This is a genomic window from Paenibacillus sp. J2TS4 (genome assembly GCF_018403245.1).
In the GTDB taxonomy this organism is placed as follows: Bacteria; Bacillota; Bacilli; order Paenibacillales; family NBRC-103111; genus Paenibacillus_L.
Genome location: NZ_BOSH01000004.1, coordinates 1 through 26,033, shown reverse-complemented (window position 1 = coordinate 26,033; position 26,033 = coordinate 1). Strand labels below are relative to the sequence as shown.

30 protein-coding genes are annotated in these 26,033 nt (G+C 47.7%); 12 read left to right on the top strand and 18 right to left on the bottom strand.

Annotation, left to right across the window (positions count from 1 at the left end; genetic code table 11):
* Positions 1–262: 262 nt before the first annotated feature.
* Positions 263–1,930, bottom strand: a complete 1,668-nt coding sequence (locus KJS69_RS10280; protein ID WP_213583674.1) for an extracellular solute-binding protein — start codon at positions 1,928–1,930, stop codon at positions 263–265.
* 335 nt (positions 1,931–2,265) lie between these two features.
* Between KJS69_RS10280 and KJS69_RS10275 the strand changes: the two genes are divergently transcribed.
* Both KJS69_RS10275 and KJS69_RS10270 read left to right on the top strand, forming a co-directional pair.
* Positions 2,266–3,114, top strand: a complete 849-nt coding sequence (locus tag KJS69_RS10275) for an AraC family transcriptional regulator (protein ID WP_213583673.1) — start codon at positions 2,266–2,268, stop codon at positions 3,112–3,114.
* 105 nt (positions 3,115–3,219) lie between these two features.
* The gene (locus KJS69_RS10270; protein ID WP_213583672.1) at positions 3,220–4,602 is read left to right on the top strand and encodes an ADP-ribosylglycohydrolase family protein; all 1,383 of its coding nucleotides are present in this window, start codon (positions 3,220–3,222) and stop codon (positions 4,600–4,602) included.
* Between the two features lie 188 nt (positions 4,603–4,790).
* Here KJS69_RS10270 and KJS69_RS10265 read toward each other — a convergent pair whose 3' ends face one another.
* Positions 4,791–5,387, bottom strand: a complete 597-nt coding sequence (locus KJS69_RS10265) for a hypothetical protein (protein WP_213583671.1) — start codon at positions 5,385–5,387, stop codon at positions 4,791–4,793.
* A gap of 323 nt (positions 5,388–5,710) precedes the next feature.
* Here KJS69_RS10265 and KJS69_RS10260 point away from each other — a divergent pair, with 323 nt between their 5' ends.
* Together KJS69_RS10260 and KJS69_RS10255 are read left to right on the top strand one after the other, a co-directional pair.
* Positions 5,711–6,334, top strand: a complete 624-nt coding sequence (locus KJS69_RS10260) for a YktB family protein (protein WP_213583670.1) — start codon at positions 5,711–5,713, stop codon at positions 6,332–6,334.
* 380 nt (positions 6,335–6,714) lie between these two features.
* A complete protein-coding gene (locus tag KJS69_RS10255) occupies positions 6,715–7,407 on the top strand; it encodes a hypothetical protein (RefSeq protein ID WP_213583669.1) in 693 nt (230 codons plus the stop codon).
* Positions 7,408–7,482: 75 nt separating this feature from the next.
* On the opposite strand, the gene KJS69_RS10250 is transcribed toward KJS69_RS10255, so the two are convergent.
* Together KJS69_RS10250 and KJS69_RS10245 are read right to left on the bottom strand one after the other, a co-directional pair.
* Positions 7,483–8,661, bottom strand: coding sequence for an MFS transporter (locus KJS69_RS10250; protein WP_213583668.1), 1,179 nt, complete (start codon positions 8,659–8,661; stop codon positions 7,483–7,485).
* Between the two features lie 31 nt (positions 8,662–8,692).
* Positions 8,693–10,015 carry an MFS transporter gene (locus tag KJS69_RS10245; RefSeq protein WP_213583667.1) on the bottom strand — a complete coding sequence of 441 codons (1,323 nt, stop codon included), beginning with the start codon at positions 10,013–10,015 and terminating at the stop codon, positions 8,693–8,695.
* A gap of 242 nt (positions 10,016–10,257) precedes the next feature.
* Here KJS69_RS10245 and KJS69_RS10240 point away from each other — a divergent pair, with 242 nt between their 5' ends.
* The gene (locus KJS69_RS10240; protein ID WP_213583666.1) at positions 10,258–11,733 is read left to right on the top strand and encodes an aminotransferase class I/II-fold pyridoxal phosphate-dependent enzyme; all 1,476 of its coding nucleotides are present in this window, start codon (positions 10,258–10,260) and stop codon (positions 11,731–11,733) included.
* A gap of 69 nt (positions 11,734–11,802) precedes the next feature.
* Here the strand turns inward: KJS69_RS10240 and KJS69_RS10235 are convergent, their stop codons facing one another.
* Positions 11,803–12,090 carry a DUF3055 domain-containing protein gene (locus tag KJS69_RS10235; protein WP_213583665.1) on the bottom strand — a complete coding sequence of 96 codons (288 nt, stop codon included), beginning with the start codon at positions 12,088–12,090 and terminating at the stop codon, positions 11,803–11,805.
* A 201-nt stretch (positions 12,091–12,291) separates the two neighbouring features.
* Here KJS69_RS10235 and KJS69_RS10230 point away from each other — a divergent pair, with 201 nt between their 5' ends.
* A complete protein-coding gene (locus tag KJS69_RS10230) occupies positions 12,292–12,711 on the top strand; it encodes a DUF1885 family protein (RefSeq protein WP_213583664.1) in 420 nt (139 codons plus the stop codon).
* Between the two features lie 106 nt (positions 12,712–12,817).
* On the opposite strand, the gene KJS69_RS10225 is transcribed toward KJS69_RS10230, so the two are convergent.
* The 3 genes from KJS69_RS10225 to KJS69_RS10215 form a co-directional block, all read right to left on the bottom strand.
* On the bottom strand, positions 12,818–13,123 hold the full coding sequence (locus tag KJS69_RS10225; RefSeq protein WP_213583663.1) for a DUF1292 domain-containing protein: 306 nt from the start codon (positions 13,121–13,123) through the stop codon (positions 12,818–12,820).
* A gap of 81 nt (positions 13,124–13,204) precedes the next feature.
* Positions 13,205–13,822 (bottom strand): stalk domain-containing protein, encoded by a 618-nt coding sequence (locus KJS69_RS10220; RefSeq protein WP_213583662.1) that lies wholly within the window; start codon positions 13,820–13,822, stop codon positions 13,205–13,207.
* A gap of 203 nt (positions 13,823–14,025) precedes the next feature.
* Positions 14,026–14,922, bottom strand: a complete 897-nt coding sequence (locus KJS69_RS10215; protein ID WP_213583661.1) for an alpha/beta hydrolase — start codon at positions 14,920–14,922, stop codon at positions 14,026–14,028.
* Between the two features lie 347 nt (positions 14,923–15,269).
* Between KJS69_RS10215 and KJS69_RS10210 the strand changes: the two genes are divergently transcribed.
* Entirely contained in the window at positions 15,270–16,016 is a 747-nt protein-coding gene (locus tag KJS69_RS10210) for an MBL fold metallo-hydrolase (RefSeq protein WP_213583660.1), read from the top strand.
* Positions 16,017–16,132: 116 nt separating this feature from the next.
* On the opposite strand, the gene KJS69_RS29660 is transcribed toward KJS69_RS10210, so the two are convergent.
* The 3 genes from KJS69_RS29660 to KJS69_RS10195 form a co-directional block, all read right to left on the bottom strand.
* The gene (locus tag KJS69_RS29660; protein WP_249730483.1) at positions 16,133–16,378 is read right to left on the bottom strand and encodes a DUF3892 domain-containing protein; all 246 of its coding nucleotides are present in this window, start codon (positions 16,376–16,378) and stop codon (positions 16,133–16,135) included.
* Between the two features lie 457 nt (positions 16,379–16,835).
* Complete coding sequence (locus KJS69_RS10200) at positions 16,836–16,979, bottom strand: hypothetical protein (RefSeq protein WP_213583659.1); 144 nt, start codon at positions 16,977–16,979, stop codon at positions 16,836–16,838.
* On the bottom strand, positions 16,949–17,398 hold the full coding sequence (locus KJS69_RS10195; protein ID WP_213583658.1) for a GNAT family N-acetyltransferase: 450 nt from the start codon (positions 17,396–17,398) through the stop codon (positions 16,949–16,951). The genes KJS69_RS10200 and KJS69_RS10195 overlap by 31 nt, the downstream gene beginning before the upstream one ends.
* 113 nt (positions 17,399–17,511) lie before the next feature.
* On the opposite strand from KJS69_RS10195, the gene KJS69_RS10190 reads away from it, so the two are divergent.
* Entirely contained in the window at positions 17,512–17,931 is a 420-nt protein-coding gene (locus KJS69_RS10190) for a CBS domain-containing protein (protein WP_213584077.1), read from the top strand.
* A gap of 82 nt (positions 17,932–18,013) precedes the next feature.
* Here KJS69_RS10190 and KJS69_RS10185 read toward each other — a convergent pair whose 3' ends face one another.
* From KJS69_RS10185 to KJS69_RS10165, 5 genes are all read right to left on the bottom strand, one after another.
* Positions 18,014–19,246: an ArnT family glycosyltransferase gene (locus KJS69_RS10185; RefSeq protein ID WP_249730482.1), complete on the bottom strand. Its 1,233-nt coding sequence runs from the start codon at positions 19,244–19,246 to the stop codon at positions 18,014–18,016.
* A gap of 23 nt (positions 19,247–19,269) precedes the next feature.
* Positions 19,270–19,617, bottom strand: coding sequence for an EamA family transporter (locus KJS69_RS10180; protein ID WP_213583656.1), 348 nt, complete (start codon positions 19,615–19,617; stop codon positions 19,270–19,272).
* Positions 19,589–19,960 carry a DUF2304 domain-containing protein gene (locus tag KJS69_RS10175; protein WP_213583655.1) on the bottom strand — a complete coding sequence of 124 codons (372 nt, stop codon included), beginning with the start codon at positions 19,958–19,960 and terminating at the stop codon, positions 19,589–19,591. The genes KJS69_RS10180 and KJS69_RS10175 overlap by 29 nt, the downstream gene beginning before the upstream one ends.
* Positions 19,957–20,664, bottom strand: coding sequence for a glycosyltransferase family 2 protein (locus KJS69_RS10170; RefSeq protein WP_213583654.1), 708 nt, complete (start codon positions 20,662–20,664; stop codon positions 19,957–19,959). The genes KJS69_RS10175 and KJS69_RS10170 overlap by 4 nt, the downstream gene beginning before the upstream one ends.
* Before the next feature lie 110 nt (positions 20,665–20,774).
* On the bottom strand, positions 20,775–21,089 hold the full coding sequence (locus tag KJS69_RS10165) for a hypothetical protein (protein WP_213583653.1): 315 nt from the start codon (positions 21,087–21,089) through the stop codon (positions 20,775–20,777).
* Positions 21,090–21,341: 252 nt separating this feature from the next.
* On the opposite strand from KJS69_RS10165, the gene KJS69_RS10160 reads away from it, so the two are divergent.
* The 3 genes from KJS69_RS10160 to KJS69_RS10150 all read left to right on the top strand — a co-directional run bounded on the left by KJS69_RS10160 (position 21,342) and on the right by KJS69_RS10150 (position 22,511).
* Positions 21,342–21,863 (top strand): acyl-CoA thioesterase, encoded by a 522-nt coding sequence (locus tag KJS69_RS10160; protein ID WP_213583652.1) that lies wholly within the window; start codon positions 21,342–21,344, stop codon positions 21,861–21,863.
* An 83-nt stretch (positions 21,864–21,946) separates the two neighbouring features.
* Entirely contained in the window at positions 21,947–22,084 is a 138-nt protein-coding gene (locus KJS69_RS10155) for a thioredoxin domain-containing protein (protein ID WP_213583651.1), read from the top strand.
* Positions 22,074–22,511, top strand: a complete 438-nt coding sequence (locus tag KJS69_RS10150) for a hypothetical protein (protein ID WP_213583650.1) — start codon at positions 22,074–22,076, stop codon at positions 22,509–22,511. Before KJS69_RS10155 ends, KJS69_RS10150 begins: the two co-directional genes overlap by 11 nt.
* A 66-nt stretch (positions 22,512–22,577) precedes the next feature.
* Here KJS69_RS10150 and KJS69_RS29960 read toward each other — a convergent pair whose 3' ends face one another.
* Positions 22,578–22,706: a hypothetical protein gene (locus tag KJS69_RS29960; RefSeq protein WP_283777453.1), complete on the bottom strand. Its 129-nt coding sequence runs from the start codon at positions 22,704–22,706 to the stop codon at positions 22,578–22,580.
* A 250-nt stretch (positions 22,707–22,956) separates the two neighbouring features.
* On the opposite strand from KJS69_RS29960, the gene KJS69_RS10145 reads away from it, so the two are divergent.
* Positions 22,957–24,321: an MATE family efflux transporter gene (locus KJS69_RS10145; protein ID WP_213583649.1), complete on the top strand. Its 1,365-nt coding sequence runs from the start codon at positions 22,957–22,959 to the stop codon at positions 24,319–24,321.
* 528 nt (positions 24,322–24,849) lie between these two features.
* Here the strand turns inward: KJS69_RS10145 and ltrA are convergent.
* Positions 24,850–26,033 (bottom strand): group II intron reverse transcriptase/maturase (gene ltrA / locus KJS69_RS10140; protein ID WP_213583648.1); only part of this gene is annotated, 1,184 nt, incomplete at its 5' end.

Here is a 26,033-nt window from a genome sequence, read left to right as displayed (position 1 = left end):
AGCTTCAAACATCATACTCCTTCCCCAAAAAGTGAAGATGAGCTTCGAAGCAATTCCAGGTACTTTTCGGGGACCCCGAAACAAACAGATTCCTTCTATATAGATGGGCCTTCGGATGGTAGGAATACAAAGCCAAAACTCGCCCTGGAAGCATCTTTCTTTCTCCACTTCATGAGCTATGATATCTTTAGTGCCGGGTATATAGGTTGTTCTTTAAAAAAGGAGGGATTGCATAGAACCAATCCCTCCCTGCGTACAGATTCTATTTAAGCGACTTATACCACTCGTTAACTTCTTTCGTGATTTCATCGCCGCCAAGCTTCTTCCACTCTTCAACGAATTTATCGAACTCGTCTACGGATACTTGGTTCATAATGATTTTGATGAATACTTCATCACGTTTTTTAGTTAAAATTTCTTGACGGTCTGCCATCGCCGGAGTAGGTGCGCCATAGAATTTGTTTTGCAGGTATTGCTTGTTCTTTTGAATTTCTGGAACATGAGAATAGGCTCCCTTAGGACCAGAGATTAAATATTCCCACCACATGTTTGTATCGCCTTCAACGTATTGCATGGCGCGGGCATAACGCGTTTTTTGGTCTGCTGTCTCAAGTATGCTTTCGTCCTTGGTTTCAATGGCTTTCGGCAAGATTTCGCCGTTATTGTCAAACTGTTTGCCTACACGAAGCGGATTAAGCAGCCAGTAGTTGTTGCCTTTTTCAACACGGTCTTTACCATACCCATATACTTTTTGCTCTTCTGTCGGATGATTGTCAACAACGATCCATTGGTTTAGCAAACGGATCACGCCTTCCGGATGCTTGGCTTGTTTGGAGATGACATAGTACTCATCAACGCCAAGACCGATTTGATTCAATGCAGGCTTGTTATCTATGGAAGGGACAGGGAACACTCCCCATTCTTGAACAACCTTGCCGTCTTTAACAGCGCCTTGCGCAAGCTGCGCCGGTGTCCAGGAAGCGCCAAATACCATGCCGATGCTGCCGTCGTAAATAAGCTCAGCAGCTTTTTCCGTATCTTTAACCGCAAACTCAGGATCGATGAGACCTTTTTTGAACATTTCTTGCAACGCTGTAAGAGCCTGCTTCATCTCGGGCTGAATATCACTGTTCATCAAACCGCCGTTCCCGTCTTCCATCCAAATGTTTTCATAAGCATGGTAACCGTTCAAGAACGCTCTCAGACCGGTAACGCCTGTCTCAATATTAAATGGGCTCTTGCTAGCCGCAATACCGAAAGCTTCTTTTGTGCCGCCAGGATTTTTCGCTTTGAACGCTTCGGCAATTTCAAAGAAATCATCCATTGTTTTAGGCTCAGGCAGGCCCAGTTCTTCCAGCCAATCCGTACGAACGAACAAGTATTGATAGTTGAACGGATTGTATGAGCTTGGAATGCCCATCATTTTCCCGTCGATCATCGCTGTTTTCATTTGCATGCCGCCGTCCATGGTCAGAAACTTTTTCGTTTCTTCCGTAGCATGCTGATCATAAATCTCTGTCAAATCCATAATCATATCCGCTTCAGTAAGCTCTTTAAGCTGTGTAGCGTTTACAAGCAAGAAATCCGGAAGATCGTCGGATGCAATGGCAATTTTTACTTTCTCTTTAAATTGGCTTATATCTGCAACCCATTTGTTTGTAATTTTTACACCGATATCTTTTTCATAAGCTTCATAAACCGAGTTTTGGTCGAAGCTTTCGCCTTCGTCAAATTTCAAGTAAGGATCGCTTGGCGAAACCGTTGAAACTTCAATAACATCATTGCCGTTTCCCGTGCCTGTTGATTCAGTCGGTTCCTTGGAATTTCCAGGTGAATGGCTTGGCTCAGGCGACGTTTTGCTGCCGCAGCCTGTAAGCGCCAAAGCAAGTGTCAAGGAGATCATTGCAAGTGCCTTTTTGCTCTTCAACATTTACCCCTCCGATATGTTTCGTTATAGTTTTCGCTGCAAATTGTACTGCCGTATTTCCTATTTCCAGTATAGAAAGAAGCTCTCCGCTGTTCTATATACTAGTCTTTACTTTCGTATACACCTCTTGACACCAGGCAAAAAATAAATACTTACTGTGATTGGCGTTTAGAGCGCGGCTTCCAAGAACTTTGCTTTTTATATACATTTCTTTACTTTGCATCGGGAAATACTTCAGAATGTATATATAAAAGTAAAAAGGAGTATCTGGCTGAAGGCAACCCTTGTTTATATACTTGGCCTATAAATTGATCACTGTCTGGAGGCATTTGGTCACGATGAAACTTCATATTACTTATGATCATCCCATTGCTATCAATGCTTTCGAATGGACGCCTGCCACTTACCGGCAGCCGCCTCATGTGCACGCGAGTCTGGAAATCGGCCTTTGTTTAACAGGCAAAGGCTGCTTTTTCTTCGGCAATAAACAATATGCAGCTAATCCTGGCGACTTGTTCTTGGTCAATAATGAGGAACGGCACATTGCCCAATCCGATCCCGACGACCCGAGCCGTTATCTTTTTATTAACTTTGATGCCGCGCTGCTGCTAGCGGAGGAGCCCGGTCTGCTGCTGCCATTCTCCTATCGCTCCACTCATTTTTGCAATCATATTATTGGCGGCTCACCCCTCGCAAAACAGCTTACTCCATGGATGCTAGCCATAGCGGAAGAACTGCGGGAGAAGTCCCCGGGTTATTTGGTGATGGCCAAAAGCGCACTCATTCAGCTCTGCGGCCGTCTTCTGCGTCATTACAACGGTTTGCTCACAGATGATGAGCGGCAGAACATGGTACAGTCCGTTCGCCAGGTGCAATCGCTGGCCGCTTTGGTCGAACAGCGTTACAAAGGGCCGATTAGCTTAGGGGAATTGGCTGATGAACTTGGGTTAAGCGTCTCGCGCGTGAGCCGGGCGTTTCTGGAAACGACCGGTTATCGTTTCTCGGACTATGTTTCCTTGCTGCGTATTCAGGCTGCCAAGCGGGAGTTGGCGGGAACAGACAAAGCTGTGGCTCATATTGCATTCGAATGCGGCTTTCAAAGCTTGCCGACCTTTTACCGTGTTTTTAAAGAGACTGTCGGCATGTCTCCGATCAGTTATCGGCAATCTATGGGGGTTACGGAATGAGCAAAAAATGAGATTAACGCTTTCATAATATGAGAAGCCAGAGCCGGCATGGCTGGTTATAATCAAGGCATAAGTTGATTTCACCTTTTTCAGGAGGGGAACGTTATGACGAAATGGTTTGGACTGAGGGAATTAGTTCGGGAAGAAATAAAGCAGCGCGGAGAAGAAGGCTGTAATGTAGAAGGGATGTCCGAATGTCTGGAAGCAGCCGGCACAGACGAAGCAAAGCTTATGGAAGTATACCAGGCTTTAATGGCCCTTGAACCAAGTGCGGATTTCAAGTATATCGAGCCATCGGAATTGGAAGCCATTCGCGCCGAACGTCCGGAAGGACCGAGAATACTGTCCGGAAACTGGGATGAACTCAAATGGCAGGATAAATTTTATGGTGCTTGGCTCGGCCGGTCGGCTGGTTGTGCGCTCGGAAAACCTCTGGAGACCCTTCCCTTCATGCAAGGCTCCGGCGACAGACCCGGCTGGCACAATATCAAGTTGTGGTTCGAAGGCGCCAGGCAATGGCCGATTCGGCACTATACCCCGGGCGAGTCAACTGCAGAAGCCGAGTACGGTATCGAGATAGCCCGATGGAGCAGCTTGGCCAGCTGCCGGGAAAACATTCGCTTTATGGAAACAGACGATGATATTCGTTACACGGTTCTTGGCCTGCTCATGCTTGAGGAGCGCGGGCTTGATTTTAACTCCTGGGATGTAGGCAAGCTGTGGCATCGTCATTTGTCATTCGGGCAGGTATTCACAGCTGAGGCGCAGTCCTATCTTAATTTTGCCCGTGTCACTTCACATATTAGCGGCGATCAGCCAGATGACTGGGAGAAACATATCCATTGGGGACGTTCTTATTTGAATCCTTTCCGCGAATGGATCGGCGCCCAGATCCGTGTGGATGGCTATGCATACGGTGCTGCCGGCCAGCCCCAGCTTGCAGCTGAGCTTGCTTGGCGGGACGCTTCCTTCTCCCATGTGAAGAATGGTATTTACGGCGCTATGTTTTGCTCGGCTATGATTGCCGCCGCATTCGTTGAAAGGGATATGAAGCGGATTGTCGAGATCGGATTGAGTGAAATACCGAAACACAGCCGTCTGGCAGAAGATATCGCAATAGCGGTCAAAATTGCTGAGGAAACGGAAGACACATTAGAATTGGTGAGTAAAATATGGGAGACATTTAAGCACTATCACCATGTTCATACCAATAATAATGCTGCATTATGCGCGGCTGCGCTCATTCATTCCGGCGGCGATTTTGAGAAAGGCATTACGACAGCCGTACTTGGCGGCTGGGATACCGATTGCAATGGCGCCACCGTCGGCTCCATTCTTGGCGCATCGCTTGGAGCGGCAGCGCTTCCTGAGACATGGATTTCGCCGCTAAACGATACTTTGTATGCGGATGTCAGCGGCTTCCACCCCATTGCCATCTCAGAATGCGCTCAAAGAAGCTACAATGTCTTCCGAAAATTGCAGCAGTAAACTTATTTTTAGATTATGACAAGAAGAAACGCCTTGCGGCGTCCTATAAATGACGTGATAGTTTCTGTTACGGCTTAGGCCGGCATCGATCGATGCCGGCCTTCCACTTTTACCGAAAATCAAAAAAATCTCCGCAAAGATCATGCGAAAGATTTTTTTGCCTAGCTCTTTAATGTTCCCTTCACTTCTCACATCTCCAGCGTGAGCATTTCTCTGCGCAGCTCCTCCAGCTTTTTCTTAATCTCCATAATTTCACTGTAGTTGCCGCGCTCCAACGCTTCCTGCAAGTTGGCCAGTTCATAATCCAATTCCATCCGTAAAACCGGTATCCGCTCTTCTATACGTGTCGACTTTAGTGCTTCCGTCATTTCTTCTAATGTAACCATAGGATCCCTCTGAAAAATTATTTTATGGTCCACCCCGGAAATCTCAACCATCCGAATAATTTCACCGAACATGATGCTCTCTATTAAAATCTGTCTTTCCTTAAATCGTTTGACCACTGCGTGCCCTCTAGTATCGCCTATCATCTTTTCCATCAATTCCGAAAGCTTTTCATCCTTGAAAGAGTAGCTTCCAATCATTTTAAAGCGTTCTCCTATCCGTTCGAATTTCAATTTAACCAGCTTCCTGCCTGTACGGACGGAGATGATGAATTGGGTGTCGTTTTCATTCCAATATAAGGAGAACCCTTCCTGGATTAATGCTTTGATGAAATGCCGGATCTGACGGCGATCAAACCGTAGTTCTAAGTTGCAATACTCCACTTCGTGCCCGTTGTTCACGGCCGGACCCTCCCCCCATAGCACTTCCTTGACAGAATGTTCAGACAACTTATCCTTTTACCATATCTTATTATCAATATTATGTTTTAGCAACTTGGTTTAATGATTAAATGTTGGCAAAGGAAGGAATTTGGTTGAATGTCTCGGCGGCTTGTCCTGAGAGCTTGGCCATCGGGCGGCAGATCGGTGGACTTCTTTCTATAGCTTAGACAAAAATTTGTCAATAGAAACCATCCTTATTAAAAATAGTTGATATTATGGATATGCTATAATTGAAACCAATAGCTTGAGTGCAGCGATAAGATTAGGAGGAATTGACATCCATGAAGTTTGCAGGATTCGAAGCAGAAGATTTCGATGCGCTAACCGTGGAAGGACTGGAGCCGCGGATGGAAGCTATTATCGGACAGATCCGGCCCAAATTAACTGAGCTGGGTGAACAGCTTAGTCCCTTCCTGTCGGCCATATGCGGACAGCCAATGTATCCCCATGTAGCCAAGCATGCACGGCGCACGGTGAATCCACCTGACGATACGTGGGTGGCCTGGGCTAGCCATAAACGGGGGTACAAGGCACATCCCCACTTCCAAATAGGACTCTGGTCCACCCATCTGTTCATCCAATTCGCCATTATTTACGAAAGCACAAACAAGGCGGTTTTTGCAAATAATCTGCTGAAATGTATGGATGAAGTATATCCATCCATCCCTGATCATTTTTATTGGTCCAACGATCATACCCGGCCGGACACCGTCCAGCATCAGGCTATGTCGGAGGAAATATTAGGCGACTGGATGGACAAGCTCAAACGAGTTAAGAAGGCGGAGACATTGTGCGGCTTGCGAATTGAGCGTGACGATCCCGTGCTGCGGGACGGCCATCGGTTCATCCGGTTGGCCGAGCAAACGTTTGAAACTTTGATTCCGCTTTACCGTATTTCATTCTAAGGGCGATGCAAAGCTACTGGACGATAATAAGTAACCAACTTTTAACTAAACTTAATCTGATTTTAAATGTAATTTAATGTTCATCGGTTATTTTATATATACAAAGGGAGACTTTATTGAAGCTCTTTCGGAGATGAACGCTGAATCCAAACTGAATCTTCAAAAAGTGAAGCAGGCGTTAGCAGCCCATGCCTGGTCCTTTTTCGAGACCCAAACGAATCGCTCATTCTCGAAGGATTCTGATAGAAATTTTTCTCATTAAACTGGAGATTTTTGAGCATCCTACATAGTGCGAGTTCAAAAAGCATTCGTTTTTTTGAACATCCTTATTGAGGGAGAGGAAACCGGCTTACAATCCATCAGGAAGGGAAGGTGTACGTATGAGGTCCAAAACAATTGTAACTACGGCACTGGTGCTGTCGCTAGTTTTCAGCGGTAACATGGCCTATGGAGCGGCCAAAGATTCGGGCAAGCTGGGGGCGCTGGAAAGAAGCTGGGCCAAAGAGAAGAACGAGCTGATCAAACAGCTGCGCGAACGCCGTCAAAGACATAATCACGATGGCAAAGAATCCAAATCGATGCTGCCCATCTTAAAAGAAACCGCTTCTTTGCTCGGCATGTCCAAGGAAGACCTCGTCAAGGAATTACAGCAAGGCAAAAGCTTGTCTGACGTCGCCCAAGCCCGCGGGATGAGTGAATCCGACCTGATCGGAAAGCTGATTGCTCTCCGAAATCAAAAGGTGAATGAAGCGGTCATCGCAGGCAAAATGTCTGCAGAAAAAGCGGAAAAAATTAAAGCCTACATGAAAGAGCATCTTTCTTATATGGTTAAGCAGAAAGGAATGCAATCTCTCCACAAGGACCGTATGAAATCGATGCGGCATAGGACCCTGAAGCACTTTAATCCGGAAAGAGTGGCGGCGATCATCGGCATATCCGAGGAAGAGCTTTCCGCTCAATTGAAAAAAGGAAAGTCGCTTGTGGAGATTGCAGAAGCGAATGGAATGAGCAAGGAGCAGCTGATGAGCAAGCTCAAAGAAGAGAGCCAGAAGCTATCTTCCCCTGCTCCATAATTATGTAAAACAGAGCCTGATCCTTCCTGAGGATCAGGCTCTTGCCTTGCCATGGGAAAGACGGGCGTTCAGAAACTAAAGTGCGGCCTTGGACACCTTCCCCTGCCGTTTGTCCAACTTGACAAACCGGGCCACGAGCGTCAAAGCAGCCACACAGAGGATAGCTCCGACGATATAGGGCAGCGAGACTTCCAAGCCATACAATCCCATAGCGACAAGAGGGCCCGCAATTCGACCGAGACTATCCATCGAAGAGTTCAAGCCGGTGGCAATCCCCTGTCCTACATTCGTCTTCTGAGTAATGAGCGATATGACACACGGACGAATCAGCGCATTGCCGGCACCGAAGATAGATAAATAGATGGCCGCAGTGATCACATTGGTCGAGAATAGAATCAATACGAAGCCGATAGCCGACAGAATCAATCCAAGGCGAATAGCGTTCTTTTCCATCCCGGGCTTAATGTGACGGCGGACGACACCGCCCTGAATGAGGGCCCCTACCAGACCACTGACAAAAAACATCATTCCCGCTTCATAGGGGCCGATACCAATCTTGAGCATTTGGAACAATTGAAAGGTCGTCTCCAGACCAGCCAATGTAAACGTTACGAAGAAAGACAGCACATATAAATATTTAAGCGAGCCTTGAAAGGCGGTCCATCTCGATGGCTTCTCCTCTGTCCGTTGCTTACGAGCAGATTCCGGTAGAGATTCCGTCAGAAAACGGAAGGCAAATATAAACGTCAACAAGGAAAGCAGAGAAGAGGCAAAGAAAGGAGCGCTGTTGCCCCAGACGCTCAATATCCCCCCCAGCGCCGGACCAAATAAAAATCCAAGTCCGATAGACATTCCGACGAGTCCCATCCCTTTGGTCCGCTCTTCCTCCGACGTAATATCCGCTACGTAGGCCACAGCGCACGAGGTAACGGCACCGGAGAAAGCACCGCCTATAATGCGTGACACATACATCAGCCACAGGTTATCCCCGGCGATGGCGAATAGAAAGAAGCTGAGGCTGAAGCCAAGCAGTCCGGTCAACAGCACCGGTCTGCGCCCGATCCGATCCGAAACCCCACCCCACCAAGGGGACATAATAAAAGAGACGGCGGAATACAAGGAAAGCAGAAGAGCTAGATGAATCCCTTCTCCTTCGCCTCCTCCAATGATAACCGGAAGGATCGGAATGATAATTCCAAAGCCGATAAATACGGTCATCAGCAGCAGCATAATGATGATCATTTGTTTTTTCATGTAGGGTTTCCTCCTGATTATAACGGCTCCGCTAGCCTGCCATTTGTTGTTTAGGATGAACTTTAATAAACCACTGCATAACAAGCAGCAGCAGCACGACAGCAGCACTGGCTACAAAAGGCGCCTGCAAGCCGGCGAGATGTGAAAGAAAACCGGATATAACCGGTCCGATGGTCGTACCCAAGCCTTCGATCGTTAAGAAGAAGCCCCAGACCGCACCTCTTTTGTCCGGAGGCACCGCATCGGCGATCAAAGCATTCCACGATGGAATAATAAGAGCATAGCCCAGACCCAGCAGCCCAACGAGAACATAGAGCATGGTCAGCTCGCGAACGACCGTTAATAGAAACAAGGCTGTCGATATGATTGCAAAGCCTCCATTAATAAACCAACGGACTCCTATCCGATCCACAAGCTTGCCGACAGGAATCATAAGCAGAACAGTGACAGCTCCTCCGACAAGCATAAACATACGGAACTGGTCCCCCGTCAACTTAAGCTCTTCCATTGCATAGAGGGTCAGCACCGGAGAAAGCAGCCCCAAGGCGAATGTCTGGGCAAACATAGCGGGAAACAGAAGGTAGCTGACATTCATGGAACGTTTGACCTCGGAAAAATAGCTCTTCATCCGTTCTGCTATGGACGAGCCTCCTTGAGCTGCCCGAAGATTGGCATTGGAGGACTGCTTATAATTATCAGCCTGGTGCGAATGAAATTCCGCTGCACCCGCTCCCTGGCTGTCCGCCCACTTCCGCTTCTTCAATTTGCCCGGTAAAAACAAGGCGATAGCCACCACGAGGGCCATCATTCCGCACAGCAGCATGAAAGCGCCGCGATATGCGTGATCATTGACAAAATAAGTGATGACAAACGGACCTAGTCCTGCGCCTGTCAACCAAGCGATATAGACGACACTCATGATCGTCCCTCTCCCCTGTTCCCCGGCTACCTCGGTCGCTCCCGTAATCACGCATGGCCATAGGGGGGCCGTCCCTAGACCCAGAATAGCGCAAGAGGCAACAATCCAATAGTAACTGGACGTTAAGGCCATAATAATAACCGCGAGCAGAGTGCACACCACGCCAATCAGCATGCTGTAACGATAGCCAAAACGGTCGATAACCCAACCGATAGGTGTCCGCAATAAATTATCACCGACGTATTGGACGGCAAGCGTCCAGCCGATGACAATCGTGGTAGCGTTCAATGCATTTTTCATATAGAGGGGCAAAAATGTAATCAACAGAGCTCCCTTGACGAATTCGATCAGAAACATGATCGCCAGCAGCTTGAATACGAAACCGGAAAATAGTATTTTGCGATCGATCTTCCCTTTTTTGGCTTGAGAATCCATAGCTCACCTCTCACCTGGAAAATTCACTTGCATCCTGCTTCAATTCTGATATACTCATTTTGTTTGCGACATTGAAAAGATTAGAAAGCACCAGAGTTGTTATGTAACTAATATCCTTTCCAACTGGCGTGCAAAACAATCTGATTGTCACTTATCCGGCATCCGGAGAAGGACTTCGAATGGAAGCTTCCAAGGGTGGTCGGTCTCAAATTAATTCATATCAAGAAGGGAAGTAGTGCCCAATGGATCATCGTCAAACCCCGTTGTTCTCCGCTTTGGTCAAGCATGCGGAACGCAATCCGATCCAATTTCATATACCGGGACATAAAAAAGGCGTTGGCATGGACCCCGAATTCAAAAACTTCATGGGAGAGCGCGCTCTTTCTATCGATTTAATTAATATTGCTCCGCTGGATGATTTACATCAGCCGATGGGCGTAATCGAGGAAGCACAGAAGCTCGCTGCCGATGCATTTCATGCCGATTATACCTTTTTTTCCGTACAGGGTACAAGCGGAGCGATCATGACTATGATTATGTCGGTCTGCTCTCAGGGCGATAAAATTATTGTCCCCCGAAACGTTCACAAATCTGTCATGTCTGCGATTATATTTTGCGGAGCCAAGCCTGTGTTTCTGTCCCCGGCCCGGGATGAGAACTTGGGGATCGATCACGGGATCACCACCCGTTCGGTCAAGAGAGCTTTGGAGATTCATCCGGATGCCAAAGCGGTGTTCATCATTAACCCGACCTATTTCGGGGTATGCGCTGATTTGAAGGAAATTGTGGAGCTCGTCCACAGCTATCGTATTCCTGTTCTCGTGGATGAAGCTCACGGTGCCCTGATCCATTTTCACGAACAGCTTCCTATTTCCGCCATGGAAGCCGGAGCCGATATGGCAGCTACAAGCGTTCACAAGCTGGGAGGCTCCCTCACTCAAAGCTCTGTTCTTAATGTGAGTGTTAAAGAAGGACTCGTTAACCCTAAGCGGGTCCAAACGATAATAAGCATGCTGACTACGACTTCGACGTCCTATATTTTGCTGGCTTCGCTGGATGTTTCCCGGCGTAATTTAGCATTGCACGGGAAAGAGATGGCCGAAACGGCTATTCGTCTGGCTAATCAGGCAAGGAAGCAAATTAACGACATTCCCGGACTGTACTGCTTCGGCGAAGAAATTCTCGGTACCGAAGCGACCTACGATTTTGATCCGACCAAGCTGACAATTCATGTGCGGCATTTAGGGATAACCGGTTACGATGCCGAGAACTGGCTGCGCGATCATTGCAACCTGGAAGTCGAGCTGAGCGACATGTACAATCTATTGTGTCTGGTCACGCCGGGAGATACGGAAGACTCTATTCAATTGCTGGTGGATGCTCTCTATAAGCTGGCCGAGGAACACCGTAACACCGGTGCGGTTAAAGAGCTGGTCGTGCAGATTCCGGAAATCCCGCAGCTTTCCCTGACACCTAGAGATGCCTTCTACGGAGATACGGAAACGATCCCGTTCAAAGACTCCGCCGGAAGAATCATTGCCGAATTTATATATGTGTATCCGCCTGGAATTCCGATTCTGCTGCCAGGCGAGGTTATTTCCCAAGAAAATATTGATTACATTATGGATCACGTTCAGGTTGGATTACCGGTCAAAGGGCCGGAGGACCGCAACGTCGAGTTTGTGAAGGTCATCGTCGAAACGGAAGCTATCTTTTAAAAAAAATAAAAAACAGGCAAAAAAACCGGTGACTTCCCCCGGTTTTTTTGTCGTTTGCATACTTTGAATTTAATATTGATCATGAAGTCCAACAGCAGGCAACCGTTCATGAAAGAAGCTCGAAAGCTCTTCAGCTTCGTCCAGCTTGACACCAAAATGAGTCTGCAGATGCTCCAGATTATTCACATCATCGAGACAAAGTAGCGTTGATTTACCCGTTTGCATACAAAGAACGAGCGGCTTGCCAAAAAAGTGCTCCGTATAAACAATAGCGAAATCATAGCGGGTTGTCTCCGAGGCATAGCCGATAAAATGCACCGTGGCTCTTTCCACTTCTTCATACAGTTTGTCAAACATAGATCAGCCTCCTTCGACTCCAAATTTTCAGAATATTCATTTAATAAATTTTACCACAAAACCATTTGTTTGTAACAGCCTAAATCGGTAATTATTTTAAAGCTTATGCTTCTCTGCTCGACTAGAGAAGGGAGTTATTGTAAATCGTTAATCGGAGTGCTATCATGGGCATGAGAGATTAATTTAGGCAGGTGTTTAGCTATGGCTCAAAGCGCTTTCATTAAATTCGTCGAAGGTTCGACGGTTTCTTCCTTATCCTTGGATGAATTGAAACAGCATTTATTGAACTACAAAGAGCAGCTGGCGCTGACCGGCAAGCAGCTCGGTTGGGATTACTCTGAAGCGGGCTTCCCTTACACGATCGAGACCAAGCCGGAAGCTCAGGACAAGTGGTTCTATCTTAAAGGAATGGACAGCCTGTATCATTATATTGTGCTTGGTCTGGGCAGGGAATCGCGGGATGACCAAGATATCCACTATGTTCAAGCCGTCCTTCCCGATGACGCCACCCACGGCGACAAGTGCAAGGCCAACGAATTCTGTAAACACCTCGGACGGAAACTTAAAGCGGAGCTTCATCTGTTTAATGGGCGGATAATGTACTATAATCCCCGGAAATAAAGACGTTTTCCTCGCGGTCCTTGCTTAGCTTCAAAGATGCTGCCGCAACATTAAGGGCTGCACCGTTTAATCCGGGCAGCCCTTTTTTACGTAGTAGATTTATGCTTTATTCTGCTTCCGATGCAGCCAATTCATTATAAATGGCCACTACCCGGTTCCATTCTTCATCGTCTTCAATGCTTACAAGGTAGGCATCGTCATTCTCTTCCTCGATCCGAAATATAACACCGTCGGAATCCGGCGCGTTACGATCCAGCAATACGGCGTACGCCTGATTATCAGCTTCAAATGTGTATACCATTACCATTTCATGCTCTACGCCCTCGGTATCGGTCACTAAAAATATATCTTCATCGTGTTCGTGATTATGGTCGTGTCCGCAGCCGCAGTCCTGATGGTTATGATCGGTCATGACATCGCCTCATTTCATTGTATAGTAAATTTCTTCTTTGTATCGTAACACTATTGACCAAGCAAGGTCAAACGACTTGGCTTATTCGGAAACGATTGTTTTTTTGGATACAACGGTGTAGGACCCATCGACGAGCAGGGAAAATTTCACCGTATAATTGCCCGCCTGATTGAAGCTCACTTTGAAGGGCCAGGTATACCAGAAGCTTTCACTGGCCTTCTCAAGCGGCACTTCCACAGCCTCGGCAGCCAATTCCCCCTTAGGGTCTTCAACCGTAATCTTGAAGCCCGTCGCATTCATCTTTAAAGTGTCCACTTGGGTGGAAACGACAAAATTTCTCGTTTCTCCGCGGGCTACTTTGCCAAATGGTTTCTTGATCGTATATTCCTTATCCACGTCTAAAGAAACGAACATATGAATGTTCGGTTTATAAATTTTGGCCGTTTGCTCTGTGTTGTCCCAGGAGACGGTCGCTTGCAGCGATTCGGCCAACAATCGGAGAGGAAGCACCGTTCGGCCGTTAACGATAAATGCCGGAACATCTCCTTCCGGAATATTGACCTCGGAATCATTAATAAACACCCTTGCCTTGCTAAACCCCTCAAAGCTGCCCCATAAGGATTCACCAAAGACAGTAACCGATCCGAGTGTAAAAATAAGTGCGGAAAGAATGACGATTCGTTTAGCTTTGGTTTTCATGTACTGGAAACCCTCCATCATGCTAGTATTGCTTGTTTATACTCCACTCCCTTTCAAGAGTTGCGGATTTACGGGGAGAAAAACTTCCAAACGGTCTTTCTATAAACCAGAATGCCGCTATTTCAGGCCCTTACCTCAGGTTCCTTTTTTGACCACATATAGAATCTATAACTCAACTCCACGATCAAGGACGCCGCAGGCGTTTATCCTTGCAAGGCGTCCAAAAATGAAATCACTCTTCGCGTATACTCCTTGGGATCATATGGATAGCTGCCGACATGCCCTCCCCCGGCAGGCTTCCATAACTCAAACCGATCAGGATGCTTCTCCCACATCTTCTCGCTATGTATACACGGAGTCTTATCGTCATCCGTGCTATGAATGAACAGGATCGGTCGCGGGTACACCCGATCTGTTGCAGAAACTACATCAACCTGGTCCGGATCCAAGCCCGTTATCCGGGGCAGCAACAACAGAATTAGCTTAGTAAAAGGAAAATGCGGGAGATCGGACCAAATGGAAAGGTTTTCCTTTAAATATTCGGTTAAATGATTAAACGGACTGTCTGCCACAACCCCGGCTATCGCTTCTTCCTCCGCCGCCGCCATAATAGCCGCGCTTGCCCCCATCGAAAAGCCGACAACGCCTATCCGCCCGGGATGATTGCTCTTTACCCAGTCGACTGCTCCCAGAAGATCATCTTTTTCCAATTGACCGACCGATGTGACGCTTCCTTCCGATTCCCCTGAATTGCGAAAGTCGAACAACACCACTGGATACCCCGCCTCATTGAGTGAACGGGCCAACAGAAGTGCCGGAACGTTGTCCTGCAGACGGTTGACGGAGTAGCCATGGGCGAACAGGATCGTCATTTTCGGCTCTGCTTGCGTTGTTGGAAGAAACCAACCCTTCAACTGAACTTCTCCCGTTTTGCTTGGAAACTGGATTTCTTCGTAAGACAAGCCATAATTAGCAGGGGAATCTGTCAACGGTTTCTTCTCGGGATGGGTTAAGTTCCATCCCACGTACCCGGCGATCCCGATGCAAATGATAACGATCACGATGAGAACTGCAGCTGCAATAGCAATGGTCATTATCATCTGCGTACTCCCGACATATCCTTCTCATACAGACTTCCAAGAAATTGTACTGACATGATACCTTTCCCTTCTATGTAACCATTACCTCTGATTTCGATCCTACTATTTTACCATAATTATCAAAAAATCATTATAGGCCTTTTCCGGAACCAGCTCCAGAAAAGGCCGCGGTGCTACAGCAGTCCTTTACGGTCCAGAATGACCAAAAGACATTCATTCTTCGTTTCCTAACAGTCAGGTCTGTATCCCGAAACGAATGTAGGATACAATAGAGGACGAAATACAGGTAGCTTCATTTTTAATAGAGAAGAGTATACCAATCTGCACTGGCCTGGAGGAATGTCAAGATGGAGTTGAAATTAAGAATGGTTGGCACCGGCGGGGCCTTCTCCGCCCGATATGCCAACAACAACGCTTTAATGACGGCAGGATCTTTTACGTTGCTTGTCGATTGTGGAGTCACAGCCATTCGTTCTCTGCGTGAGATGGATGTCCCGCTCCCCTCGATTGATGGAGTATTCGTTACCCATCAACACGCGGATCATGTCGGAGGTCTGGAAGAATTCGCTTTTCAAATGCTTCACATTCATCGTCGGAAGCCAAAGCTGTTCATCCCGGCCTCTCTGCGCGAAGTTTTATGGGAGAATACATTAAAGGGCGGGATGGAGAATATCGAAGCCGGGCTGACGGCGCTGGACGACTACTTCGATGTGATCGAGCTGCATGAAGGGCATGAAATGGAAGTATCCCCAGGACTTCGTCTAAATATATTGCCTACACAGCATATTGCCCATAAGTCAAGCTATTCGCTGCTTATCAACGGGCAAATGTACTATAGCTCCGACACCCGTTTCAATCGCGCTAGGCTGGAAGAATTACATAGTCAGGGCGTCCGCTATATTTTGCACGAATGTAAACTGTACGGGGCTCCCGGGGTACATACGACATTAGAAGAGCTTCTGACCCTCCCGGAAGAAGTACAAAGCAAAATTCAATTGATGCATTATGGCGATGATATGGAGCAATACATCGGCCGGACCGGTATAATGACTTTTATTCGCCAGCACGAGCTGTACACTTACTCTATGGAATAAAGATTAGACGGTTCGATAGTCAAGACGGGCTTTACGGATTAAAACTTCACACCAAATAGAAGGGCACCCTAAAAGATTCACCTCTATGGGGCGCCCTTCTGTACTATGGAAGCTAGTCAAAATCCTGGTAAATTGTCCAGGTTGTTGCTCGGATCCCCGTCGGCATCTCCACGAATGTATAAGCCTCCATCCCGCCCTTTGAACGCATTCACTCCTTGGATTTTACCCATCTGCACTTCTTCAAGAGCCTGATCATAGGCTAGCACGCGGCCGGACGAAGTCATAAATTCTCTTAAATCCCCGTCTCCGTTTTTGCGGACGGCGACAAAGGATTCTCTTGGGCTGCCGCCGCCTCCTTGAATTCCTTGCGTCTGTGTCTGAAAATCAGGCGGCCGCGCTCCTGCTCCGTTAGACGGAGACGCCTCCCTGGCTGTCGATGAATATGCATTGTTCGGAGACGGTATACCGGCAGTAAACTGTCCCGCAACACTTTGGGACGGCATTCCTATCGACGGTTGCCCCCTATAGCTTTCAGACGGCATTCCTGTAGGATACTGCCCTGTATTGCTCTGAGACGGCAAGGAACCGGCTTGCTGCGCTTGCAGCAGCTGCAGTCTGAGCTGTTCCAGCTGCTGCTGCATCTGAGTTACCTGCTGAAGCATAGATGAGCTGTCAACAGCCTTTTGAGAGCCCGCCGTACCATAGGAATTCTGTGGACCTGTCAGATCGTATTGCTGCATGGAATCATCCTTTCCCTTGGGATTCCATTAGTTTGTTCCCATTAGCGCTCCATTATCCTATCCTCGGCCTGCGGCTCTATCAGGCGTGATGTATTCCCTGTCTTCCATCGCCGCCGATTTCCCGGTCTGTCGGCTCGACCTCGGGTCCTGCCATCCCTTGTATCAGACAGACTTCCATGTCGATGGATGGCTCTAAAGCCGCTTCCTCATCCGCACATGCCATATTCCCGCATCCAGGAAAGGCTTCTCCGAAATCGTTTCATAGCCTTGCTTGATATAAAAGGCTTCAGCATGGCACTGCCCGTCCAGAATGGCGTAATTCGCCCCCGCATCCTTGGCTGAACTTTCCAACGCCTGCAATAATCGAGCCCCCAATCCGCTGCCCCGATGGCGTGACAGCACCGCTAACCGCTGAAGCTTCGCAGTATCCGGCTCGCGATCATAAAAAATCCACCGCCCCGTACCTGCGGGTCGATCTTCCTCATCCAGCGCCAGCCAATGGGAGCATGCCTCCGGGAAACGATCGTACTCATCGACCTCTATTTCTTCCGGAACCTTTTGTTCTTTCACGAATACTTCTTTACGGACTTTAAGGCAATTTTCAAGCTCTTCCGTCGTTCGAACCTCAATCAATTTCATCATATTTCACTCCATTGTTATTATTTTCTAATTGAAACAATGCCACGCCCTATCCTGTTCAGCCGGATTTTGATAAAATGAAGGGGGAGAGAGAAATGGATAAAGGAGCCCGGCCTATGAATATTGCGTTCTTCTTATTGCCCAAGCATGAAGTTATACATTTAACCTTGCATACTACTTTGCGCCAAACGCTTGAAAAGATGGAATATCACCGTTACACCGCCGTCCCGATTCTCAAGGAGGACGGAACTTACGTCGGAAGTGTTACGGAAGGCGATCTGCTATGGTTCTTTAAAAATAATTCGGAAGTCAATTTCGACAACGCCCATCGGCATAGCCTTTCGGAGGTGCCCCTGCGGATGCAGAACAAATCCGTGCGGATTGATTCCAATATGCAGGACCTGATCAGCTTGGTGAAGGTCCAGAACTTCGTTCCCGTCGTAGACGATACGGATAAATTTATCGGCATCGTCCGCCGAAGTGATATCATTGAATTTTGCTCTGACCAAATCTTTAAAGAAGTGAACTCCCGATAATTGACAAACCAAATACCCCTCGACCTTATGTTCCTTCACGGCGAGGGGTTTGTTATGCCTTGCCATTCCGGCCGCCAGTCAGCTAACCATTTCGCCGGGAATTGACTGCCGAGCGGTCAAGGAGACTCTGTAACCAACGGAGCCCCATCACTGCAACCTGCGCCGTACCCAGCATAAGAAAAGGAAGCATTCCGTACAAGTACCGATCAACCGGAATGAATAAAGCGTGAACCCCATAAAAAATCAGCAGACTTACCGTCAAATAAGCAAAGGACCGATGAAAAAAGCTAAAGACCGGCAAAGCTGTCCAGCCTATATACACAATAGCATAATGAAGCTTGCTTAACAGCGAGAAATAAACAGCCGGCACGAAATTTTGATAGGGGCCGACCCAGAGGGTCCGATAGAACACTTTAAATTTGCCGACCGTGAACCATTTGATCCACAGCCAGGGCTCCTCCTTAAGTCCCCGTTTAATCCGCTCCAGCCCTTGTTGGAATTGATGCTGCTCATCCACCTGCGTCCAATCAATCGTTCCTCTGAAATAAGGATCGGTTCCGCCTAGAAAAGGATTACCCGCTTCTCCCTTGGCGATTGGAATAAACTCATGGAAGGTGACCGCATTGCGGATCCACCAGGGAAGCATAAGGAGTGCAAAGGCTCCGGCTCCTCGCACAATTTGCGCCACAAACAGCCTGCGGTGAATAACCCACAGAAACAAGTACGGAACGATAGCTAACGGCAATACGTTGGGCCGAATGAGAACGCAAGCGGCCAACAACAGTCCCATGACCAGATGGTCTCGAGGACGATTTTCCTGAATAATTTTAACCTGCATATATAAAAAAGCCGTAAAAAGAGTCAAAAAAGGGACCTCCGTCAAAATAAGCGAGGTCGACCAAATATAAGACGGATAAACCGCAGCGAACAAGGCAGCCAACAGCCCCACCGCCGGATGGAAAAGCCGAACGCCCAGCTTGTAGATAAACCAGATCGCTACCACATTGATAAAACAATTGAGCGTCCGGATAATCATGAGTGTCGGCTCCAGCGGATCATACCCAAACAAACCGTACATCACGTATAGCATCGCCGGCCAGCCTGGAGTCACCAGCGTATTAGGAACCGTATCCCGGTATGCATAGATTCCTTGCTCCAGCCATTGAATCGCCAATTTCGTATATTCGAGCTGATCCCACTCCAAAGGCTCGTAGGTTTCGCTCCACACGTAATAAAGCCGGAGTCCAAGCGCTAACAGCATGATTAGGATAATAGCCCCTGTGTAGATTCGCTGCATGTTCTGCGTGTTATGCATGTTCACAAGCATTCCTCCGTGCATTACGATTTGGAGAGCAGGAACGCCCCGCCGACTATAAAGAACAGACCGAGCCATTGATAGACGGACATCGATTCTCTTAAAAAAACGACCCCTCCAACGGCCCCCAATACGTAAGCCATCGATTGCAGAGGGTAGATTCGACTTAAATTGTAGCGGCTTAAAGCGTAAAACCATATCAGTGTAGCAGCCGCAAACAAAATACAGCCCAAAATCATGGAAGGCTGAAGGAGTATCGTAAGGACATTGTCCCAGGTTTTAATCGGATGTCGGTTAAGCGTTATTTTCCACAAAAGTTGTCCGGTGACCAACAGCAGAACATTAGCCAGGACGATGAGCAGAGCCGTCATCGGGAGCCTCCTCTCGTCCCTTCTGTGCCTTAAGCAGGGCCACTTCCTGGATCATTCGGGTCACTTGCCTTTGCAGACGCGTGATAACGATGGTCAGATGCATAATCAGCAGAAGGGAAAAAATAAACCCGACCAAAAAAAGAAGCGATGGAGCGTAATAGACATTTACCAGACGGGATACCGCATTAAGCCAGCCCGGAAAAATACTGGACACCAACATAACCAGCGCCAGAATGAGCCATAGCAGGGAATATCTTTCCGCTACTTTTTGCCGTCGGATGAGCTCCAGCGTCACCACGAGAAAAAACAGACTGAATATAATCGATAATAAATAAATGTTCATAGCCGCCCGCTCACATTCCTTATTCGGGTCATCAGAACGGCAAGCGACACTTTAAGCATGTAATACAATGATTTGACGGGGGTAATGGAAGATTTTCCGGAAGTGCGGCTGTGCATCAGGACGGAGGTCTCCTTAACCCGAAACCCTTTAGTTTCAAGCAGAACGACCGCCTCCACTTCCGGGTAATCATCGGGATAATATTCCGAAAACAGCTCAATGACCCGCCGATTTACCGCACGAAACCCGGAGGTCGGATCGGTTATCGTTTTGCCGGTCAAGCCACGGATTAACCAGGCAAAAAATTGAATCCCGGCCCGCCTCGCCCAGGTTGAGCGATAAGCGGTTTTTTGCAAAAACCGGGAGCCGACGCAGCAATCGGCTTCGCCCGATTCGATGACGTCAATAATTTTATTAACGTCGGCCGGATCGTGCTGACCGTCCGCATCGATTTGAACGGCTACATCGTAACCGTTGCGGCAGGCGAACAAATAGCCGGTCTGAACCGCTCCGCCGATCCCGATGTTTACCGGCAAATCTATAACATGAGCCAGTCCGGTTTGACGCGCTAAATCCCCCGTTTGATCTTTGGAGCCGTCATTAATGACAACAATATCTTTAGTTGGATGACTCTGTTTAACGGAGGTAAGGACGGGAACAATATTTTTTTCCTCATTATAGGCAGGGATAATAATCAGTGTTTTCAAAGGATGCACCCCTTAATCTTGGGCAAAAAGGTCTTCTGGAACCTAGTTTTGCATAGCAGCCTATCTCGAAAACATTATACCCTCATTCTTACACCGTTAAACACCGGCCTTTATTCCGCGCGCTCCTCTATATATCCGGTCGCGAGTCCGGAATCTAGCAGGTAGCGTACGATTTGCTCCTTCTCTCCGGGAGTAAATTGAAACTCACTGTCGCAGCCTTCATCCAATACGATCAACTGGACAATTTTTCGGTCAGCATTGCAAATCGCAAGCCCGCTCGGGTCTGTTAATCCTTCGGGAAGCTCAGTTCCCTCCTCGAAATGCAGCTTCAAATATATATCGATCCAGGGAAGCCTCTCCTCGACGTTTGGCGTAAAGCCCGTAAAGTGAATTTCTTTCCAGGTTGCAGCGCCGTATGGAATCATTCATTTCTTCTCCCTTCTATTGAACTAATTAAGTCATATGCATCCGCTTCATTATAGTCGATTTTATTGATCTTAGAAAAGGGATTCCCAAAGGGCTTGGCTCAGCCAAACCGATTATGTTACATTCATTAGAGTAATAAGCCGATCCCTTATATAGATGGAATCCAATCCGTCAATCATGGTAAACCTATTTCTGTAATCGATCAGTCTGTTTGATTAAATAACCTTACCCGTATCAGGGCTTCGAGGAGAATGATCATCGTGAATTCAAAACCAGTCAAGCAATCCCGGACGGTCCTTTCCAGCTATGTATTGCCGCCCGATACGAACAATCATCATACATTATTCGGAGGCAAGCTGATGGCCTACATCGACGACGTTGCGGCACGGGCTGCCATGCGCCACTCCAGAAGGCCGGTCGTTACCGCATCGACGGATTCGATAGATTTCCTCCATCCCATCCGCGTCGATAACGAGGTCTCGCTGGAAGCCTTCGTTACCTGGGCCGGACGAACCTCCATGGAGGTTTTTGTCAAGGTCATTGCCGAAGACCTCCACACCGGACAAAGAAAAGTATGCGCCACTTCCTTCCTGACTTATGTAGCGCTAGGGGAAGATGGGTTGCCGACCGAGGTCCCCAAGGCCTTTCCCGAAACTCCCCAGGAAAAGCTGCTGCACGACTCGGCCCCGGCCCGTGCGGAGGCGCGCAGCAAACGCCGTGTCGAAAGCAAGGAATGGGCTGCCATGTTCGGCACTTCTTTCCCTTGGGAATAGCCGGTTAATTGTTTTCCAGTGGACTATTTTTACTAGGACAACATATCCTTGTAATATAGTCTGCTGGAAAGGAGTTTTTGGCTATGATACCCTTCAGGATTCGGCAGGTTCACGACAGATCCGTCGTCCATCGCGGGCAGGACTATCTGTTCGCTGGAGAAGTTCCTCTCTTGGTCCGCGAAGATCCTCTGCTGGCCGGAGGTGGAAGCGTTGTTTTTTAATCCTTTCGGCTCGTCCGTAGAATCGATATCCATCTTCCTGGAAGCTAACCGTGGGAAGCTTTTTGCACTGTGCGCTATTATGGCCGCTATTTTCTATATCTGGTATTTTTCCAACAAAAACCGGAACGTTCGAAAAATGAAGGCCACTTTTGAACGAACCGGTTTATTTGTAAAAATGGAGCGAGGCAGTCGAACCGTCAAATTATTCCCCGCCCTTATCCGCTTCAGCGAGAAAATCGACGATCATTATTATGTCTTTGAATATGAATTAAGGCCGGGGATGGCCATCCATCAGTTTGAGGATAAAAAGAAGTTTTTTGAAGCGGCCTTCAATGCGAAAGCAATTGTAAACGGCAAAGGCAGCTGGCTGGAAATTAAAATTCATAAAGTTCCATATAGAGGAATTTCCTCTGCACGCACTATATAATCCCTTTTCTCCATAATATTGTTAACAATCTATAGAAGTCATAGCTTCCGTTCTCCGGCGTATCGATTAAGCCTCCCTCGTTTCTAGTATGGCTTGAGCAATCCGGACGGATGGAAAAATTGGAGAGCCCTCGGTCTTCAGCTGTACAGCAATCGGAGCGATGCGAAGGATGAACTCTTCCCTAGTCATATCCATTCCCCCTCCTTCATCCAGCTTACTTTCCACTATTCAACACTCTACTTACTTGTTATTCAGTCTGCAGTACGGAGGTTCGATACAGATTACGGAGGACAGGAGTGTTTTTTGCCCCATCCGCAGTCCATACCACTGTGCTATACACTTCTCTCATTACAAAGAGCACTTCTCTAGCCCGATTATGGATGGTCTGTTATACTATTCAATATTCTGTCAAAATAATAATAGGGTAGAGAGAGAAGAGAGAAGAATGAAACAAACCTTTACTGTAAGGCAAAAGATGGGCGCCTTGTTTATCATCCTGTTTCCCATTTTGGTGACACAAGTAGCCATGTATGCCATGAGTTTCTTTGATACGGTCATGTCGGGCAATGTCAGCCCGGAGGATTTGGCCGGAGTCGCCATTGGCTCCAGCCTGTGGATGCCGGTGTTTACCGGACTTACCGGGATTCTTATGGCAGTCACCCCTACAGTGGCCCAACTGGTCGGGGCAGGCAAGAGAGACCGTGTGCCGTTAACAGTCATGCAAGGGTTATACTTGTCCGCGGCTATTTCGGTTCTTCTGATCGTCTTGGGAGGGCTGGCGCTTAACCCCATCCTGAATTTGATGGATCTGGAGGAGTCCGTCCGCCATGTGGCGCTAAATTACCTCTTTGCTCTCGCATTCGGTGTATTTCCGCTGTTCATGTACACCGTGCTTCGCTGTTTCATTGATGCGCTCGGACATACCCGGGTGACCATGATTATCACTCTGCTGTCACTGCCGATCAACGTCTTTTTCAACTACGTCCTCATCTTCGGAAAATTCGGTTTTCCCGCTATGGGCGGGATCGGCGCAGGAGTGGCCACCTCGATTACCTACTGGTGTATATGTGTTATTGCTGCCATTGTAGTCTATCGGAACGAGCCTTTTTCCGGATTTCAAGTGATGAGACGATTTCCTGCCGTAGCCTGGTCTGAATGGTTCGAGCTGCTGAAGATCGGGGTCCCGATCGGACTCGCCATTATGCTGGAGACGGGAATCTTTGCCGCGGTGACTCTGTTGATGAGCAACTTTAATACTATTACGATAGCTGCCCATCAGGCGGCAATTAATTTCGCTTCTTTTCTCTATATGATTCCCATGAGCATTTCTATGGGTTTGACTATAATGGTAGGCTATGAGATTGGCGCGAGAAGGCCAACGGACGCCAAGCAGTACAGTTATATTGGCATTGGCATGGCTTTGATGATGTCCACCTTATGCGCGATCGCTCTGTTCATTTTCAATGGGCAGGTAGCCGGTCTTTACTCGAACGATTCCGTCGTCATTGAGCTGACCAAGCAATTTTTATACTACGCTATCTTCTTCCAGCTGTCGGATGCGATAGCGGCACCGATCCAAGGGGCGCTGCGAGGATACAAAGACGTTAACGTTACGTTTATTGTAGCTTTGATCTCCTTCTGGGGCATAGGCTTGCCGGTAGGCTATGTGCTGGCCAATTATACCTCTTTGGGAGCCTACGGCTATTGGATAGGGTTAATTGCCGGACTTGCCCTGGGAGCATTCTGCTTGCTATTCCGCCTGCTTCATGTTCAAAGAAAATCTAAACTTGTGGCGATTTCCATCGGCTAGGTTGTTGGGACAGCTTGTAGGAATAAGGTACAATCGTCCTTACAAGCTATATTAATATACGAGAATAATAGAACGCTAATATGCTTTAGCAGGGCACACGCGGTTGACAAACGTCATGCAACGCTACGTTTTGGCCATCTGGAAGAAAGCTTCTCACGTGTAGACATGGGATAAACGGGGCTAGACTCGTCTTATCGCGTATCTGCCCCACGATCAAGGCGCTCGGCTGAAAAAGCAAATGGACATGCAGGAATGCATGTCCATTGCGAGAATCCACTGTTTTTCGCAAATGACGCGCAAAATTGCATGTCTTTCATCCCCAAAATCCGAAAATCGGTCAAATCGCTAAATTCAACTGCATTTTTGCATGAGATTAGCTGATTGCAGCTAGAATCATCCCGGAGACCTGGTCGAGTAGGCGGGGCCTTTCCTTCGAGGATTGTGCCCCTTACCCCTCATAGATCCGTACGTGCGCAATTAACGCATACGGCTCCTCACATTGATCATTTACAATCGATGGTTTTTTTTTCAGTTGTAGATGTTAACGTAGATACGCGGTTTGGGTAGCTTCCAGTGCACGACGCGGTCATAGAATTCCTCTTTGGTGTAGCTCTGCCGTTGGCTTCTGCGGTTTAGCCATTTATACATCGACTTCTGTGCGAGATAAGCGAACGCCTTTATGCTCATAAAGTTGTCCGTTATCCCGTAGTATCTGTAGTGACCCATGAGTTTCGCTCGAACTTTTGGAATGGTTAAGGCCAACTTCTTATGCCTCTCCTGCTTCATCCATTCGTCAAAAGCCTTCACCTTCTGCCGGAATTTCTTCCTGCTCGTCTTGCGCTTGATCCGGTATGAGCCCGTCCGACTTTTCCCACAGTAATGGGTAAACCCCAGAAAGTCGAACGTTTCTGGCTTTCCCAGGCCCGCTTTCCTCCTTGCACTCTCGGCGAAACGACCGAATCGAATAATCTTGGTCTTCTCTTCTGCTACGGTGAGATTGAATTTAACCAAGCGCTTGAGTAACGCATAGTAGAATCGCTCGGCATCGTCTTTGTATTGAAACATGCACACAAAGTCATCTGCGAATCGCACCATTTCCGCCTGACCCCTTAGCTGTTTCTTTACCGCTACTTCAAACCAGAGGTCTAGTACGTAATGTAAATAGATATTGGCTAGAAGCGGCGACACCGCAGACCCTTGGGGGGTGCCTTCTTCTGTCGGCTCGAACTTTCCATCTTCTTGAATGCCCGCAATGAGCATTCTTTTCACGAGTCGATGAATGTTTGGGTCTCCGATCCGTTTGTTTAGAAACTTCATCAACCAGTCGTGGTCAACATGATTAAAGAATCCGGAGATGTCCGCATCAACGACATATTCCATCTTTTTGCGTTCCATGATGTAGGTGACTCGCTTTAACGCGTCATGCATACTTCGTTTCGGACGAAATCCATAGGAATGATCCAGAAGGTCCTGCTCGTATATCGCTTCGAGTAGTTGTTTCAATGCCATTTGCACCAATTTATCCTCGTATGCGGGAATGCCGAGCGGTCTCTTGCTTTTCTCATCCTTGGGGATATACGTCCTTCGTGCTGGCAGGGGTCGATAGCTTCTCTTTTTCAGTCGCTCCACGAGATTCTTTACGTTCGCTTCGAGATCACTTTCGTACATCTCTTTTGTTACTCCATCTACTCCTATTGCCTTACCCGGTTTCA

Coding starts and splice junctions, on each gene's coding strand:
- KJS69_RS10190 (WP_213584077.1), top strand. CDS start 17,512: ATGAATATTGCGTTCTTCTTATTGCCCAAGCATGAAGTTATACATTTA.
- KJS69_RS10195 (WP_213583658.1), bottom strand. CDS start 17,398: ATGATGAAATTGATTGAGGTTCGAACGACGGAAGAGCTTGAAAATTGC.
- KJS69_RS10240 (WP_213583666.1), top strand. CDS start 10,258: ATGGATCATCGTCAAACCCCGTTGTTCTCCGCTTTGGTCAAGCATGCG.
- KJS69_RS10230 (WP_213583664.1), top strand. CDS start 12,292: ATGGCTCAAAGCGCTTTCATTAAATTCGTCGAAGGTTCGACGGTTTCT.
- KJS69_RS10180 (WP_213583656.1), bottom strand. CDS start 19,617: ATGACGGCTCTGCTCATCGTCCTGGCTAATGTTCTGCTGTTGGTCACC.
- KJS69_RS10245 (WP_213583667.1), bottom strand. CDS start 10,015: ATGGATTCTCAAGCCAAAAAAGGGAAGATCGATCGCAAAATACTATTT.
- KJS69_RS10215 (WP_213583661.1), bottom strand. CDS start 14,922: ATGATAATGACCATTGCTATTGCAGCTGCAGTTCTCATCGTGATCGTT.
- KJS69_RS10185 (WP_249730482.1), bottom strand. CDS start 19,246: ATGCATAACACGCAGAACATGCAGCGAATCTACACAGGGGCTATTATC.
- KJS69_RS10160 (WP_213583652.1), top strand. CDS start 21,342: ATGATCATCGTGAATTCAAAACCAGTCAAGCAATCCCGGACGGTCCTT.
- KJS69_RS29960 (WP_283777453.1), bottom strand. CDS start 22,706: ATGGATATGACTAGGGAAGAGTTCATCCTTCGCATCGCTCCGATTGCT.
- KJS69_RS10200 (WP_213583659.1), bottom strand. CDS start 16,979: ATGGCATGTGCGGATGAGGAAGCGGCTTTAGAGCCATCCATCGACATG.
- KJS69_RS10235 (WP_213583665.1), bottom strand. CDS start 12,090: ATGTTTGACAAACTGTATGAAGAAGTGGAAAGAGCCACGGTGCATTTT.
- KJS69_RS10225 (WP_213583663.1), bottom strand. CDS start 13,123: ATGACCGATCATAACCATCAGGACTGCGGCTGCGGACACGACCATAAT.
- KJS69_RS10210 (WP_213583660.1), top strand. CDS start 15,270: ATGGAGTTGAAATTAAGAATGGTTGGCACCGGCGGGGCCTTCTCCGCC.
- KJS69_RS10220 (WP_213583662.1), bottom strand. CDS start 13,822: ATGAAAACCAAAGCTAAACGAATCGTCATTCTTTCCGCACTTATTTTT.
- KJS69_RS10280 (WP_213583674.1), bottom strand. CDS start 1,930: ATGTTGAAGAGCAAAAAGGCACTTGCAATGATCTCCTTGACACTTGCT.
- KJS69_RS10250 (WP_213583668.1), bottom strand. CDS start 8,661: ATGAAAAAACAAATGATCATCATTATGCTGCTGCTGATGACCGTATTT.
- KJS69_RS10275 (WP_213583673.1), top strand. CDS start 2,266: ATGAAACTTCATATTACTTATGATCATCCCATTGCTATCAATGCTTTC.
- KJS69_RS10270 (WP_213583672.1), top strand. CDS start 3,220: ATGACGAAATGGTTTGGACTGAGGGAATTAGTTCGGGAAGAAATAAAG.
- KJS69_RS10145 (WP_213583649.1), top strand. CDS start 22,957: ATGAAACAAACCTTTACTGTAAGGCAAAAGATGGGCGCCTTGTTTATC.
- KJS69_RS10255 (WP_213583669.1), top strand. CDS start 6,715: ATGAGGTCCAAAACAATTGTAACTACGGCACTGGTGCTGTCGCTAGTT.
- KJS69_RS10260 (WP_213583670.1), top strand. CDS start 5,711: ATGAAGTTTGCAGGATTCGAAGCAGAAGATTTCGATGCGCTAACCGTG.
- KJS69_RS10155 (WP_213583651.1), top strand. CDS start 21,947: ATGATACCCTTCAGGATTCGGCAGGTTCACGACAGATCCGTCGTCCAT.
- KJS69_RS10165 (WP_213583653.1), bottom strand. CDS start 21,089: ATGATTCCATACGGCGCTGCAACCTGGAAAGAAATTCACTTTACGGGC.
- KJS69_RS10175 (WP_213583655.1), bottom strand. CDS start 19,960: ATGAACATTTATTTATTATCGATTATATTCAGTCTGTTTTTTCTCGTG.